At 67.6% G+C, this 15,787-nt stretch carries 12 protein-coding genes; 10 read left to right on the top strand and 2 right to left on the bottom strand.

Annotated features, from left to right (window positions below):
• Positions 1–5 precede the first annotated feature (5 nt).
• Positions 6–1,763: a long-chain-fatty-acid--CoA ligase gene (locus AC1DH3_RS12415; protein WP_476909421.1), complete on the bottom strand. Its 1,758-nt coding sequence runs from the start codon at positions 1,761–1,763 to the stop codon at positions 6–8.
• A gap of 213 nt (positions 1,764–1,976) precedes the next feature.
• Here AC1DH3_RS12415 and AC1DH3_RS12410 point away from each other — a divergent pair, with 213 nt between their 5' ends.
• The 7 genes from AC1DH3_RS12410 (at position 1,977) to AC1DH3_RS12380 (ending at position 8,813) form a co-directional block, all read left to right on the top strand.
• A complete protein-coding gene (locus tag AC1DH3_RS12410; RefSeq protein ID WP_476909420.1) occupies positions 1,977–3,359 on the top strand; it encodes an MBL fold metallo-hydrolase in 1,383 nt (460 codons plus the stop codon).
• A complete protein-coding gene (locus AC1DH3_RS12405; RefSeq protein ID WP_441418662.1) occupies positions 3,356–4,672 on the top strand; it encodes an erythromycin esterase family protein in 1,317 nt (438 codons plus the stop codon). The genes AC1DH3_RS12410 and AC1DH3_RS12405 overlap by 4 nt, the downstream gene beginning before the upstream one ends.
• Positions 4,673–4,892: 220 nt before the next feature.
• The gene (locus tag AC1DH3_RS12400) at positions 4,893–5,762 is read left to right on the top strand and encodes a universal stress protein (protein ID WP_441418663.1); all 870 of its coding nucleotides are present in this window, start codon (positions 4,893–4,895) and stop codon (positions 5,760–5,762) included.
• A gap of 84 nt (positions 5,763–5,846) precedes the next feature.
• Positions 5,847–6,530: a hypothetical protein gene (locus AC1DH3_RS12395; RefSeq protein WP_476909419.1), complete on the top strand. Its 684-nt coding sequence runs from the start codon at positions 5,847–5,849 to the stop codon at positions 6,528–6,530.
• Positions 6,531–6,720: 190 nt separating this feature from the next.
• Positions 6,721–7,929, top strand: coding sequence for an inorganic phosphate transporter (locus tag AC1DH3_RS12390; protein ID WP_441418665.1), 1,209 nt, complete (start codon positions 6,721–6,723; stop codon positions 7,927–7,929).
• On the top strand, positions 7,929–8,150 hold the full coding sequence (locus tag AC1DH3_RS12385; protein ID WP_441418666.1) for a hypothetical protein: 222 nt from the start codon (positions 7,929–7,931) through the stop codon (positions 8,148–8,150). The genes AC1DH3_RS12390 and AC1DH3_RS12385 overlap by 1 nt, the downstream gene beginning before the upstream one ends.
• Positions 8,151–8,264: 114 nt before the next feature.
• On the top strand, positions 8,265–8,813 hold the full coding sequence (locus AC1DH3_RS12380) for a dihydrofolate reductase family protein (RefSeq protein WP_441418667.1): 549 nt from the start codon (positions 8,265–8,267) through the stop codon (positions 8,811–8,813).
• Positions 8,814–8,846: 33 nt separating this feature from the next.
• Here AC1DH3_RS12380 and AC1DH3_RS12375 read toward each other — a convergent pair whose 3' ends face one another.
• Positions 8,847–9,311 carry a hotdog fold thioesterase gene (locus AC1DH3_RS12375; RefSeq protein WP_441418668.1) on the bottom strand — a complete coding sequence of 155 codons (465 nt, stop codon included), beginning with the start codon at positions 9,309–9,311 and terminating at the stop codon, positions 8,847–8,849.
• Between AC1DH3_RS12375 and polA the strand changes: the two genes are divergently transcribed.
• The 3 genes from polA (at position 9,310) to rpsA (ending at position 15,255) form a co-directional block, all read left to right on the top strand.
• A complete protein-coding gene (polA, locus tag AC1DH3_RS12370; RefSeq protein ID WP_476892594.1) occupies positions 9,310–12,216 on the top strand; it encodes a DNA polymerase I in 2,907 nt (968 codons plus the stop codon). The two genes, AC1DH3_RS12375 and polA, sit on opposite strands and share 2 nt — an antisense overlap.
• Before the next feature lie 65 nt (positions 12,217–12,281).
• Entirely contained in the window at positions 12,282–13,568 is a 1,287-nt protein-coding gene (locus tag AC1DH3_RS12365) for a GNAT family N-acetyltransferase (RefSeq protein WP_476909418.1), read from the top strand.
• 211 nt (positions 13,569–13,779) lie between these two features.
• Positions 13,780–15,255, top strand: coding sequence for a 30S ribosomal protein S1 (gene rpsA / locus AC1DH3_RS12360; RefSeq protein WP_175323298.1), 1,476 nt, complete (start codon positions 13,780–13,782; stop codon positions 15,253–15,255).
• The last annotated feature ends 532 nt before the right edge of the window (positions 15,256–15,787 follow it).

The following is a 15,787-nucleotide window of genomic DNA, read 5'->3' as shown; positions in this document are numbered from 1 at the left end:
CTCCGTCAGCGGCCGGCCACCAGCATGTCCCGGATCTCGCGGCGCAGGACCTTGCCGATCAGCGAGCGCGGCAGCACGTCCAGGACCGCGACGCGGCGGGGAACCTTATAAGCCGCCAGCTGCCCGCGCGCGAAATCCAACAGGGCGCCGGTATCGAGGGTGCCCCCCGGGGCGGGTACGACGGCGGCCACGACATCTTCGCCGCCGCCGGGCCGAGGCAGGCCTACCACGGAGACCTCGGCGACGCCGGGGTATTCGGCGAGGACGTCCTCCACCTCGGTCGGTGAGACGTTAAAACCTCCGGTGATGATCAGTTCCTTGATCCGGTCCCGGATGGTGACGAAATAGTCCTTGTCCACCGAGACGATGTCGCCGGTGCGGAACCAGCCGCCCTCCAGCAGGGCCTCCTCGGTTTCCTCCGGCCGGTTCCAGTAGCCGGCGAAGACCTGGGGTCCGCGGATCAGCAGCTCGCCCGCCTCGCCCGGGGCGCGGTCGATTTTCACGTTCTGCGGGTCCACGACGCGGATGTCGGTGAGCGGGAACGGGACACCCACCGTGCCCGGTTTGCGGCTCGGGCCGAACGGGTTGCCGACCGAGATGGGTGAGGTCTCGGTGAGCCCGTAGCCTTCGATCAGGTACCCGCCGGTTGCTTTCTCCCAGGTTTCCACGGTCGCGGCCGGCAGGTTCATGGCCCCGGAAATGGAGAACCGGATGCCCTTGAGGCTGATGCCCCGCAGTGCCGCCGCGGCGGCGATCCGGTCGTAGATCGGAGGGACCGCCGGCAGGAACGTCGCCGGAGACTTCCGGTACGCCTTGAGCACCAGGTCGACGTCGAACTTGGGGAAAAGCACCAGCCGCGCGCCAATGCTGAGGGCGAAGGTCATGCAGAGCGTCAGGCCGTAGGCGTGGAACATGGGCAGCACCGCGTACACAGTTTCGCGCCCGTCCTTGAGCCCCGGAACCCAGGCCCGTCCCTGGGCGGCGTTGGCCTGCAGGTTCGCGTGCGTGAGCATGGCGCCCTTCGGCGCCCCGGTGGTGCCACTCGTGTACTGCAGCACCGCGAGGTCCTCCGGCGCCGGGCGCGGGTGTCGTTTCTTCAGTTCGCCCGCCTTAAGAAGGTCGTGCCACGGCAGGACCGTGCGAGATGCACCCCCCGTGTGGGCGCGGGGGGCGGGCTTCCCGGCGGCCAGCGCGGCCCGCGCCTTCCGGGCCGCCGGCAGCGGCAGCCGCAGTGCGAGCCGCTTGGCCAGCGGCATCGCGGGGATCAGCCCGACCGAGACGATACTCCGGAGCCCGACGTCGGCCGGCAGCTGCAGCACCCGGTCCACCGCCTTGTCCCAGACGATCGCGACGGCGGCCCCGTGGTCCTCGAACTGATGGCGCAGTTCCCGGTCCGTGTACAGCGGGTTGTGCTCCACCACGACCGCACCGAGCCGCAGCGCCGCGTAGAAGGCGATCACATGCTGGGGGCAGTTCGGCAGCACCAGGGCGACCCGGTCACCGGCTTTCACGCCCAGTTTCTTCAGGCCGGCGGCCGCCCGGCTGATCAGCGTCCCGAGTTCCCGGTAGCTGGTCGTAGCCCCGAAGAACTCGAGTGCCGTCTTACTTCCGAAGCGCCGGACGGAGGAATCCACCAGGTCCACGAGGGAACCCGTGGGCAGCTTGAGGTCGGCAGGGACGCCCTGGCTGTAATGCTTCGTCCACGGACGGTCCGCCCAGGGGAGGCCGGAAACCGGGGCGCCTGGGCGTGATTTCTTGTTCATGCGTAGTCCTTGCCACTGGGAATGGCGGCGTCCGGTTTCCCTTCCCGCCCGAAGGCCTGCCCGGAGAGCCTGCCGGAAAAAGCCTACCGGTGCGGGCCCCGCCGCTCCGCCCGTACCCTGCCTGCTGCCGGCCGCCGCCCGTGACTTTTGGCCCTAGGTGGGGGCCCGGATTGCGCGGAAGGTGGGGTTGACGGACTCGGGAACGGAAGCACCATGAAACACGAGCAGCCGACCCTCCGGTTCTTCGGCGCAACGGACACCGTGACCGGCTCCCGCTACTTGCTCGAAGCCGGCGGACGCCGGGTGCTGGTCGACTGCGGCCTGTTCCAGGGCTACAAACGCAGCCGCGAGCGCAACCGTATGCCCTTCCCCGTGCCGCCCCGCTCGCTCGACGCCGTCGTCCTCACCCATGCGCACCTGGACCACACCGGCTACGTCCCGGCGCTGGTCCGGGACGGCTTCGCCGGGCCGGTCTACGCCACCGACGGGACCACCGAGCTGTGCAAGCTGATCCTGCCGGACAGCGGCTACCTGCAGGAAGAAGAGGCCCGCTACGCCACGCACCGCGGATCCACCCGGCACAGCCCGGCGCTGCCGCTCTACACCGCCGCGGACGCCGTCAAGTCGCTGAACAGCTTCAAGATCCGCGACTTCGACGACCCGTTGGATCTAGGCGGCGGAATGGAAATGACTTTCGTTCCGGCCGGCCACATCCTGGGGGCCGCGCAGGTGCACGTCCGGTTCGGCTCCCGGTCGGTGCACTTCACCGGCGACCTGGGCCGCTCCGATGATCCGTTCATGTTCCCGCCCCGGCCGCTGGGCGCCGTGGACGTGCTTGTCACGGAGTCCACCTACGGCAACCGCAAGCACTCCACCCTGGATCCCGAACAGCAGCTCGGGGAAATCATCACACGGGTCGCCAAGCGCGGCGGGGTGGTGATGTTCGCCGCCTTCGCCGTCGGACGGGCCGAGACGCTCATGCTCTACCTCTCCCGGCTCCGCCGCAAGAACGCCATCCCGGACATTCCGGTGTACCTCAACAGCCCGATGGCCATCGACGCCTCGGACATGTACCAGCGGCATCCGGAGGAGCACCGGCTCAAACGGGACGAATACGAGCACATGTACAGCCTCGCCAAGCTCACCCGCAGCGTGGACGACTCCAAGCTGCTGAACCTGCGCGGCGGGCCAATGATCATCATCTCAGCCAGCGGCATGCTCACCGGCGGCAGGATCCTGCACCACCTCGCCGCCTACGGCCCCGACCCCAAAAACGCCCTCATCCTCAGCGGCTACCAGGCCGGCGGCACCCGCGGCGCTTCACTCGCCGCGGGTGAGCGTGAGGTCCGGATCTACGGCGAAGACGTCAAGATCCGGGCCGAGGTCATCCAGATGGAAAACCTGTCCGCGCACGCGGACACTGACGGCCTGATCAACTGGATGAAGGCCGCACCGGCGGCGCCGCGGATGACCTACATCACGCACGGCGAGCCGGAATCCTCGGACGCGCTGCGGGTGAGGATCAAGCGTGAACTGGGCTGGCGGGCCAGGGTCCCGGAGCACCTGGAGCGGATCGACATCGGGGACCCGCGGTGAACCCGGGCAACGTCACCAAGGCATCCGTCCTGGGCGAGATCCATTCCCTCGCGCGGCCGCTCCGCACCGAACGCGATCTGGACGGACTGGTCCGGCGCGCCGCGGAGTGCCGCTTCACGGCGATCGGGGAGGCCTCGCACGGCACCCACGAGTTCTACACCTGGCGGGCCACGCTCAGCCGCCGGCTGATCGAGGAACAGGGCTACACCTGGATCGGCGTGGAGGGGGACTGGCCCGACTGCTGGCGGCTCAACCAGTGGGTCCGGGGCCAAACCGGGCAGGACCAGGGCGTCCATGCGCTGCTCGCCGGGTTCCAGCGCTGGCCCACCTGGATGTGGGCGAACGAGGAAGTGGCCGGCTTCCTGGACTGGCTGCGCACCTGGAACTCCCGCCGGCCGCTGCCGGAACGGGTCGGCTTCTACGGCCTGGACGTCTATTCGCTCTGGGACTCGCTACGCGAGATCATCGCCTGGCTCGAGGAACACGTGCCCGACGCCGTGCCCGCCGCGATGCGCGCCTGGCAGTGCTTCCTGCCGCACCACGAGGACCCGCACCAGTACGCCTGGAGCACGCGGCTGGTCCCGAACTCCTGCGAGGCCGACGTCGTGGCCCTGCTCAGCGAAGTGCGGAGCCGTGTGTTCACCCCGGGCGACCACGACGAGGAAGCGTTCGACGCCGTCCAGAACGCCGAGGTCGCGGCCAACGCCGAGCACTACTACCGGATCATGGTCCGCGGCGACCGGCAGTCCTGGAACGTCCGGGACCATCACATGGCGGACACGATCGACCGGCTGAGCCGCCACCTGGGCGCAGCGTCCAAGGGCATCATCTGGGAGCACAACACCCACGTAGGGGACGCGCGTGCCACCGACATGGCGCGGGACGGCCTGGTCAACGTCGGCCAGCTGCTGCGGGAGCGGCACGCCCTGGACGGCGTCATGCTGGTCGGCTTCGCCGCCCACCGCGGCGCGGTCATCGCCGCCGACTCCTGGGGGACACCGGAGCGGATCCTGCCCGTGCCCGCGGCGCGGCCCGGCAGCCACGAGGATTTCCTGCACGAAGCCCTGGGCGTCCCGGCGGTGCTGGAGTTCGGCGACGACCGGACCGGGCCGTGGCTCTCGACCTGGCTCGGCCACCGGGCGATCGGGGTGGTCTACCACCCGGAGCGGGAGCAGGGGAACTACGTCCCGACCCGGATGGGGGAGCGTTACGACGCCCTGATCTGGCTCGAGGACACGGCCGCGCTCCGCCCGGTGCACCATGAGGGCCCGCCCCGGGAGCCCGAATTCGAGACCGAACCGACCGGCTTCTGAGCCGGTTGTGCGGGGCTTAAGGCCCTAACCCGCCACCGGGGGCCGGGGCACACTGAAGTGTCGGCAGAGCCTCGGAGCTGCCGGAGAGTCATGCCGGAGTGCAGCGGCCGCCAGCAACGGTCTCCGCCGCGGTCTTAGCAGTGGTCACAGAACGGTGCGCTGCCGGGATCCCGTCGAGGTCACGTACACCTTCACGCTATGGAAAAGAGCAGGATTCAGCATGAGTAAACCAATCGTCGTCGGCATCAACGGTTCGGCGGGCAGCGAAGCCGCGCTGGCGTGGGCACTCGACCGCGCTGCCCGGCAGAAACTCCCGGTCATATGCGTCCACGCCGTGGACGACCGCTGGATGTCGCCGGACTTCCAGTACCACGAGCTGATCCGCGAATCCGGGATGGAACTGCTGGAGAAGGCCAAGGCCAACGCGAAGAACCAGGCCCCCGACGTGGACGTAGACGTCCAGTTGCGGCACGGAAGCCCGGGTTCGGCGCTCCGGGAAGCGTCCAAGGATGCGTCCATGGTCGTCGTCGGCGGCCACGACAAACATTGGATGGACGGCGGGCCAATGACGGACCGCGCCCTCCAGATCGTGAGCGCCTCGGACAGCCCGGTCACGGTCGTCCCGGTCCAGCGCGGCACGGGCAACCACGGCGTGGTGGTCGGCGTGGACGGATCGGAGGAGTCGCTCCAGGCCGTGGCTTTCGCGGCCGCCGAAGCCGACCGCGGCGGCGACGAACTGACCGTGGTCCTGGCTTTCCGCAGCCCGGCCCGCTGGGTGGAACACCAGCTGCCCGAAAGCGGGCTCGCGGAGACGATCGTTGAGGAGGACCGGATTGTGCTGGCCGAATCGGTGGCCGGCCTCGGGGACAAGTACCCGGACCTGGTAGTCCACCAGCGCCTCGAAACGGACACGGAGCCGGCGAAGGCCCTTGTTGACCTTGCCCGGGAGGCGCGGCTGCTGGTGGTCGGCAGCCGCGGCCGCGGCGGCTTCTCCAGGCTGGTGCTCGGGTCCACGGCCCATGCCGTGTTGCTGAACGTACCGTGCCCCACAGTGGTGACCCGGCTGCACAAGGTCAAGCACGAGGACTGACCCGGTAGCTGGCGGGTTTTGCCACGAAGGCCCCCTTCGCGGAGGGGGCTTTCCGCTGCCCGGGTCCGGTGGGAGGATGTTGCCGTGGATTCCCTGTTCAATTTTATCGGCCACAACTGGTGGCTGGTGTTCCCCTTGAGCGCGCTGCTCGCCAACTGGGCCCGTTCCTGGGGCAAGGCCGCCGAACGCCGGCACCGCCGAAAGGTGGAGCTGTACCGGCTGAAGAACCACCAGGCCGAGGTGGAACAGGCCGGCCGCGACGAGGTACAGGCCCTCATCGACGCCCACGACGCCGTCAACCGGCGCTGGCTGGACTACGAACTGGACGTCGGCAAACTGATTGACTTCCCCGTGATGACCGATGTGCGGGAGCCCCTCACCGTGGCCTTCCTGCGCGCCAAACGCGAAGCCGACGGCCTGCGCCCGGCGGACCCCGGACAGCTCACGACGTCGGCCCGGCTGACGGAATACCGCGCCGCCGTGCGCGGCTATGAACTGGCCTTCGACGTCGCCGAGCGCGAAGCCCGCCGGCTCAAGGACAGCAACTTCACCGGACCGGAACGCGAACGGCTCGCCACGGCCCGGAAACTGCTGCGGATCGCTTCCGACGGCGCCGCCACCCCGGCCGAGCGGCAGACGGCGTACAAGCGGGCACGGCGGGAGCTGGACGGCCTGATCGTGCTGCCGGAGGCAACGGTGGCCTCCCTGGAGGAGAAGATTGCCGGCATGCTCGACGCCGGTCCGGCGCTGGGGAAACCGCAGGGCTGACCGCCGCCGGCTCCGCGGCCGGGCACGTTGTTTTGCCCTGCACCCATTGGCACGTACGATCTATAGGGTTTCAGGACAGCTTTGGTGAACTGCGCGGGTGCACGCCGCTTAACAGCGGGTGAACAGTGAGAAGCAAGGCCGCCACGGGGAATGAAACTGCTGACCGTCGACTCTGCAGATTGGGCAACAGGTGGAAATCACCGTAATGGTGGCGCTGGTTATTGCGCTGGCGCTTTTCTTTGACTTCACGAATGGATTTCACGACACCGCGAACGCGATGGCGACACCCATCGCGACCGGTGCCATCAAGCCCAAGACCGCCGTCGCCCTCGCGGCAGTGCTGAACCTGGTGGGGGCGTTTCTTTCCACCGAGGTGGCCAAGACGGTGTCCGGCGGCATCATCCGGGAAGGTTCCGACGGCGTCCAGATCACCCCGGACATCATCTTCGCCGGCCTGATGGGCGCCATTCTGTGGAACATGATCACCTGGCTGAAGGGTCTGCCCTCCAGCTCCTCGCACGCCCTCTTCGGTGGCCTGATCGGTGCGGCCATCGCCGGCATCGGCCTGCACTCGGTGAACTTCACCTCGGTGCTCCAGAAGGTCCTCCTGCCCGCAGTTTTCGCCCCCGTCATCGCCGCCGCCGTGGCCTACGTGTGCACCCGGCTGGCCTACGCGCTGACGGCCCGCCATGACCCCGAGACCGGCAGCAAGCTGACGCAGAAGCGCGGCGGGTTCCGCACCGGACAGATCTTCACCTCCAGCCTGGTGGCCCTCGCGCACGGCACCAATGACGCGCAGAAGACCATGGGCATCATCACCCTGGTGCTCATCTCGGCCGGAAGCCAGGCTCCCGGCTCGGGACCGCAGCTTTGGGTCATTGCGGCCTGCGCCCTGGCCATCGCGATCGGCACGTACTCCGGCGGCTGGCGGATCATCCGGACCATGGGTTCGGGCCTCACCGACGTCAAACCCGCCCAGGGCTTCGCCGCGGAGACCAGCACCGCGGCCGCCATCCTCGCCTCCTCCCACCTCGGCTTCGCCCTCTCCACCACCCACGTGGCCTCGGGCTCGGTGATCGGCTCTGGGATGGGCCGCCGCGGCACCACCGTGCGCTGGGGGACCGCGGGGAAGATCGTCGTCGGCTGGCTCTTCACCCTCCCGGCCGCCGGGATCGTCGGTGCCCTCACCGCCATGCTGGTGCACACCGGCACGGTCGGATTCGTCATCGCCGCAGTCGCCGGCACGGCAGCCGTGGTCTACATGTTCGTTGCGTCCCGGAAGTCCCACGTCGGCCACCACAACGCCGTCGAGGTCGAAGAGGCCGGCCAGGCCATCCGGTTCGCCAAGAAGAAGGCGGCTGCGGTCAGCCGCAACAACAACTCCAAGGGTGGCCGGTAATGAAGTGGCTTGAACTCGTCCTGGTAGCGGGGGCCACCCTCGTTTCCGCAGTGACCGTCGTCGTTCTCTACGCCCTGGGCGTGCGTCTCACCGCCATCGCCGGGGACGTCCGGACCAGCCAGCCGGGCTGGATCCGGCCGCTTTCCTATGTCTGCTTCGGCCTCTGCGGCATCGCGGTGCTCTTCGGGCTGTACCTGATCATTCCGTACTTCAGCAAGTAGCCGACGGCGGCGGCGCCGGCCGGGCACCCCGCACCGGAAGCGGTGCTCCCGGGAGCGGGTGCTCTGCGAGCGGGTGCTCTGGGAAAAGGCCCCGGCGGTGGCTACGCTATGCACATGCCCGGCTTCCAGTACTTCGTAGCGGCCTCCCTGGACGGCTTCATCGCCACCGCGGACGACGACCTCGACTGGCTGCTCCAGTTCGACGGCTTCGCCGGCGGCAAGGAGAGCTACGAGACCTTCATGGCTGACGTCGGCTGCATCGTGATGGGCGGGGAAACCTACGCCTGGCTTACCGAGCACGAGCCCGGCAACTGGCCCTACCCGGGAACCCCGTGCTGGATCTTCACGCACCACGAACTGGCGGCCCCGAAAGGCACGGACATCACCTTTGTCCGCGGACCCGTGGCCGAATTCGCCGAGGACCTGATGGACGCCGCCGCGGGCAAGAACGTCTGGGTGGTGGGCGGGGGTGTCCTCGCCGCGCAATTCGCCGACGCCGGACTGCTGGCGGAACTGATCATCTCGATCATCCCGCTCGTCCTGGGCAGCGGGAAGCCGCTGCTTCCGCTGGCCCGCCCGACGGCGCCGCTGGATCTGCTCTCGTCGCAGACCATGGGCCGCGGCATCGTCGAGCTCCGCTACCGCCTCCCGGGCGGCTCCTGACGCGGGACTGAAACCCGGCTTACCGCGGAAACGCTACTCGGTCACATCCCGCAGCAGGTTGGTGATCCGCGCAGTGGACAGCCGGCGGCCCTGCTCGTCGGTCATCACGATTTCATGCGTCGTGAGCGTGCGGCCCAGGTGGATGGCGGTGCAGGTCCCGGTCACGGTGCCGGAGGAGATCGCGCGGTGGTGCGTCGCGCCGACGTCGATCCCCAGGGCCTGTCGCCCCGGACCGGCGTGCATGCCGGCGGCGAAGGACCCCAGCGTTTCGGCCAGCACCACGTGCGCGCCGCCGTGCAGGATTCCAGCCACCTGGGTGTTGCCCTCCACGGGCATGGTGGCGACGGTGCGTTCAGGGCTCAACTCGAGGAAGTGGATTCCCATCTTCACCACGAGGGCGCCCACCCCCATCCGGCCCAGCCAGTCGTGCAGTTCCGCGGGAACGCCGGCGGCTTCCAGTTCGGCGGCGAACGGGGCGGGCGTGAAATTGTCGATCATGGCAACTAGGCTGGCACCTGTGAGCGAAACTACCAAACCGGCCCCTTCCCCTTCTGCCGCAGGCACTGCAACGGCTGCCGCAGGCAGCACAACATCCGCCGCCACCGATGCGCTGGCGGATGCCGTTGCGGCGTCCGGCGGTTCCCTGCTCGTGGCCGAGGCGGCGAAGAAGCCCCGGCGCAGCAGGCCCGAGGTTTCCGCCACCGAAGCGCCGGTCATTCCCATCACGGACCAGCCCCGCCTCCTGGTACTGGACGGACACTCCATGGCGTTCCGGGCATTCTTCGCCCTGCCCGCGGACAAGTTCTCTACCTCGACCGGGCAGCACACCAACGCCGTGCATGGCTTTACGTCGATGCTGATTAACCTGATCAAGGCGCAAAAGCCTACCCACGTGGCCGTGGCTTTCGACGTCTCCGATGACACCACCCACCGCAAGGCCGAGTACGACGGCTACAAGGGCGGACGCAATGAGACCCCGCGGGAAATGAGCGGCCAGATCGACCTGATCGATAAGGTCATGGGCGCGTGGGGCATCAAGACCATCAAGATGCCCGGCTGGGAGGCAGACGACATCCTGGCCACGCTCGCCGCGATGGGGGAGAAGGCGGGCTACGAGGTGCTGCTGGTCTCGGGCGACCGGGATGCCTTCCAGCTCATTACGGACAACGTGTTCGTGCTCTACCCCAAGAAGGGTGTCAGCGACATTCCCCGGATGGACGCGGACGCCATCCAGGAGAAGTACTTCGTCAGCCCGGCCCAGTACTCGGACCTCGCCGCCCTGGTGGGCGAGAGCGCGGACAACCTCCCCGGCGTTCCCGGCGTCGGGCCCAAAACGGCGGCCAAATGGATCAACCTCTACGGCGGCCTTGAGGGCGTCCTGGAGAACCTTGACGCGATCGGCGGAAAGGTGGGGGACGCCCTCCGCGAAAACGTCGAGGAGGTCAAGCGGAACCGGCGGCTCAACCGGCTCCGCACCGATCTGGAGCTGCCCGTCACCCTGGACGAGCTCGCCGACCCGCGGCCGGACCAGGCCGCCCTTGAGGAGCTGTTCGACGCCCTCGAATTCAAGACCATCCGGACGCGACTCTTTGCCCTGTACGGCAGTGAAGTGACGGAAGCCGAGCGGGAAAGCATCGAAACCCCGGACTTCACGATCCCCTCGGACGCCGCCGAGCTGGGCGCCTTCCTCGCGGGCGGCGCCGGGAAGCGGTCCGCCATGGCGGTCGACCTCGTGCCGGGCCGGATCGGCGAGGACGCCGCCGCGCTGGCGATCGTGCGTGACGACGCCGCCGTGTACATCGACCTGGCCCGGCAGGACGCCGACGCCGAAAACGTCCTGGCCGCTTGGCTGCGTGACCCCCAGGCCGCCAAGGTGATGCACGGGTTCAAGGCCGCACTGAAGGCGCTGACTGCCCGCGGTCTGGAACTTGAGGGCGTGGTGGATGACACGTCCATCTCCGGCTACCTCATCCAGCCCGACCGCCGCAGCTACGAGCTCGCCGAGCTGGCGCAGCACCACCTCAACGTTGCGGTTTCGCAGGAAGCCGCGAAGGAAGGCCAGCTTGAGCTGGCGTTCGACGGCGACGACGCTGCCGCCGCCGGTGCGCTGGTGCACGTCGCCGCCGTCGTCCAGGCCCTGAGCCGCTACTTCGAATCAGAGCTCAAAGAGCGCAAAGCGCAGGACCTGCTGACCACCCTTGAACTGCCCGTCAGCCGGGTCCTCGCCGACATGGAACTGGCAGGAATCGCCATCGACATGCCGCGCATGGATGAGCAGCTGGCGGACCTCGCGAAGGTGATCGACAACGCGCAGGAGCAGGCCTTCGCGGCCATCGGCCATGAGGTGAACCTCGGCTCGCCCAAGCAGCTCCAGACCGTCCTGTTCGACGAGTTGGGCCTGCCCAAGACCAAGAAGATCAAGTCCGGCTACACCACCGACGCCGCCTCGCTCAAGAACCTGCTGGAAAAGACCGGGCACGAATTCCTGGTCCAGCTGATGGCGCACCGCGAATCCTCGAAGCTGCGCCAGATGCTGGAGTCGCTGAAGAAGTCCGTCGCGGAAGACGGCCGGATCCACACCACCTACGCGCAGAACGTCGCAGCCACGGGGCGGATCTCTTCCAACAATCCGAACCTGCAGAACATCCCGATCCGCAGCGAGGAAGGTCGCCGTGTGCGCGGCATCTTTGTGGTCAGCGACGGCTACGAGTGCCTGCTCTCCGCGGACTATTCGCAGATCGAAATGCGCATCATGGCCCACCTCTCGGGCGACGCCGGACTGATCCAGGCGTACAAGGACGGCGAGGACCTGCACCGGTTCGTGGGGTCCAACATCTTCCATGTGCCCACTGACCAGGTAACCAGTGCGATGCGTTCCAAGGTCAAGGCGATGTCCTATGGGCTGGCCTACGGTCTGACCTCGTTCGGCCTGTCCAAGCAGCTGGAGATTTCCGTTGACGAGGCCCGGACGTTGATGAAGGACTACTTCGACCGGTTCGGCGCCGTCCGCGACTACCTGCGCGGCGTCGTCGACCAGGCCAGGATCGACGGGTACACCGCCACCATCGAGGGCCGCCGCCGGTACCTTCCGGACCTGACCAGCACCGACCGGCAGCTGCGCGAAAACGCCGAACGGATCGCGCTCAACTCGCCGATTCAGGGCTCCGCGGCCGACATCATCAAGCGGGCGATGCTGGGCGTGTCCGGCGCGCTGGCCGAGCAGGGGCTGAAATCACGGATGCTGCTGCAGGTCCATGATGAACTGGTCCTCGAAGTCGCCGAGGGCGAACGCGAGGCCGTCGAGAAGCTCGTGACGGAACAGATGGGGGCCGCGGCGCAGCTCTCGGTTCCGCTGGAAGTCCAGATCGGCATCGGCTCCAGCTGGTTCGAGGCAGGGCACTAGGCCCGGCCCCGGAGCCGGGCGTTCAGTTCTTTCAAAGTTGCAGGAATTTCCAGGGGGAGAAGCACGTGGCAGAGCAGTATGACATCAGGCGTTTCCAACCGGCGGCCAAGGACGACGCGGCATACCCGGAGTCGGTCGCCTGGATGCGGGCCGTAGCCTTCGGCTTCCACGACGCCCGCCGAAGCGACGAACGGGTCGACAGAGGCCTCGAGATGCAGCGCGCGGACGGGCGGGTATTGACCGGTGCCTACCAGGCCGGTCCGGTGGCCGAGCATGCCCTCGGCCCCGATGTACCGGTGGCAACGTTCGGCACGATGACCAAGACGCTGAACATTGGCTACGGCCGGCTCCTGGACACGCGGCTCGTGACTGCCGTCACCGTGCGGACCTCGCACCGCCGCCGCGGCCTGTTGCGCCGCATGATGGCGGAGGAGCTGGGGCTGGCACGGCAGGAGGGGCTGGCGATGGCGGCACTGACGGCCTCGGAAGCGTCCATTTACGGCCGGTTCGGCTTCGGCGTTGCGACCTCCGAACAGTCGATCAAGGTCGACACGAGTGCCCGCTTCGTCCTGAACCACACGCCCGTTGGGAGCGTGGAGGTGGCTGATCCCAAGGTGCTCCTTGAGTTGGCGCCGGTGATCTTCGAACGCTTGCACCGCCAGACGCCGGGCTCGGTGGACCGGCACGAGTTTTACCGGCAATTCGCTTCCGGTTCCATCAGCCGGGAAGACGGTGAGGACCCGAAAGTCAAGGTCGCGCTGCACTACGACGCCGACGGCGCCGTGGACGGCTACGTGTCCTACAAGTTCGGCGGCTGGTCCAGCACCCCGTACACGATGGACGTCGTCGATCTGGTGGCCGCCACCCGCACCGCCTACCTGGAGCTGTGGCAATACCTCGGCGCCATCGACCTCGTCGAACGCGTGACCTGGGACGAGGCGCCCGTTGACGATCCGCTGCCGTGGGCGCTCACGGACCCGCGCTGTGTTGATGCCTCGGACGCCCGGGACATGCTCTGGCTGCGGATACTGGACGTGGAGAAGGCGCTGGCCGCCCGGCGCTATTCCGCCGACGGAGCCCTCGTGCTGCGCGTCACCGACAGCCTCGGCTTCGCGGCCGGGACGTTCGCCCTGCAGGTCGACGGGGGAGAGGCGACGGTTACGCCGGCCCCCGACGCCGAACCGGAGCTGACGCTGGACGTCGCGGACCTCGGCTCCATCTACCTGGGCGCCGTCTGCCCGGTGACCCTGCAGGCGGCCGGCCGGCTTACCGAACACACCCCGGGGGCCGCGCTGACTGCGCGGCTGATGTTCGCCGTCGAACGCGCACCGCACTGCCTCACGCACTTCTAGGAGGGCGCCGGCGGGCTCCGTTGCGCTTTGACCGGCGTTGACGTATACGACTAGACTAAACGGGCGTGTACTACGTGTGCGCAATCTAATCCACAAAATCAGGATGACCCGGCGGATCGCCTTTGATTTGCCGTGTTCTTCACCCGCGTCGCCGACGAGGGTGGGACGGTTTGCCTGACCGACTAACTATCCACAACGGAGCCCCTACTACATGACCATCACCTCAACCGAGAAGTCCGGTACCCCCGTAGTCGCGATTAACGACATCGGTACCGCCGAGGACTTCCTCGCAGCAGTCGACGCCACCATCAAGTACTTCAACGACGGAGACCTCGTCGAAGGTACCGTCGTCAAGGTCGACCGCGACGAAGTCCTGCTCGACATCGGTTACAAGACCGAAGGTGTCATTCCCTCCCGCGAGCTTTCCATCAAGCACGACGTTGACCCCGGAGACGTCGTCTCCGTTGGCGATCAGGTCGAAGCCCTGGTGCTCACCAAGGAAGACAAAGAAGGCCGTCTGATCCTCTCCAAGAAGCGCGCTCAGTACGAGCGTGCCTGGGGCGACATCGAGAAGGTCAAGGAAGAAGACGGCGTCGTCACCGGTACCGTCATCGAGGTTGTCAAGGGTGGTCTTATCCTCGACATCGGCCTGCGCGGCTTCCTGCCCGCATCCCTGGTCGAGATGCGCCGTGTGCGCGACCTTGCTCCGTACATCGGTCAGCAGATCGAAGCCAAGATCATCGAGCTGGACAAGAACCGCAACAACGTTGTGCTGTCCCGCCGTGCCTGGCTCGAGCAGACCCAGTCCGAGGTCCGCTCCACGTTCCTCAACAAGCTGGAAAAGGGCCAGGTTCGTCCCGGCGTCGTTTCCTCCATCGTCAACTTCGGTGCCTTCGTGGACCTGGGCGGCGTAGACGGCCTGGTTCACGTTTCCGAGCTGTCCTGGAAGCACATCGACCACCCGTCCGAGGTTGTCGAAGTTGGCCAGGAAGTCACCGTCGAGGTTCTCGAGGTCGACCTGGACCGCGAGCGCGTCTCCCTGTCGCTCAAGGCTACGCAGGAAGATCCGTGGCAGACCTTCGCCCGCACCCACGCCCTCGGCCAGGTTGTTCCGGGTAAGGTCACCAAGCTGGTTCCGTTCGGCGCGTTCGTTCGCGTTGAAGACGGCATCGAAGGCCTGGTCCACATCTCCGAGCTCGCCGTGCGCCACGTTGAGCTGGCCGAGCAGGTTGTCTCCGTTGGCGACGAGCTCTTCGTCAAGGTCATCGACATCGACCTCGAACGCCGCCGCATCTCGCTGTCCCTCAAGCAGGCCAACGAGGGCGTCGACGCCGAGTCCACCGAATTCGATCCGGCTCTCTACGGCATGGCCGCTGAGTACGACGAAGAGGGCAACTACAAGTACCCGGAGGGCTTCGATCCGGAGTCCAACGAGTGGCTTGAAGGCTACGAGACGCAGCGCGCCGCCTGGGAGCAGCAGTACGCTGACGCCCAGACCCGCTGGGAAGCCCACAAGAAGCAGGTTGCCCAGCACGCTGCCGACGACGCTGCCGCTGCAACGTCCGGCGAGAGCGACTCCGGCACCACCAGCTACTCCTCCGAGCCGGCTGCAGCCGAGACCGGTGCAGGCACGCTTGCATCGGACGAAGCCCTCGCCGCTCTGCGCGAGAAGCTGACCGGCAACTAATTGCCACCGGCCCGGGTCGTCCCGGGCCAAGCAAAGCGGGTCCCTGCCACGTGCAGGGGCCCGCTTTGGGTTAAGCGGCGGGTTCCTGCGGGGCCGCGCGGGCTTGGGGGCATGCCCAGTCCTCGGCCCGGGGAATGGACACAGTACGAATATGTCCAGTGGCCCGGGCGGGCGCCGGGCATGTTCCTTGCACTGAGGGAGGCACGGGATGCCGCGGGGGGCATGCCCAGTCCTCGGCCCGGGGAGTGGACATAGTACGAATATGCCAGTGGCCCGGGAGGGCGCCGGGCATGTTCCTTGAGGCATGGGTTGCCAGGCCGGGGGACATGCCCACTTTTCAGCCCGGGGAGTGGACATAGTACGAATATGTCCAGTGGCCCGGGCGGGCGCCGGGCATGTTCCATGCACTGAGGGAGGCGCGGGATTCCGCCGGGGGGACATGCCCAGTCCTCGGCCCGGGGAGTGGACATAGTACGAATATGTCCAGTGGCCCGGGCGGGCGCCGGGCATGTTCCTTGAATCTCGCGGGCCC

The sequence above is a fragment of the Arthrobacter sp. 05L428 genome, from assembly GCF_056397665.1.
This window is presented reverse-complemented; position numbering and strand designations above follow the sequence as displayed.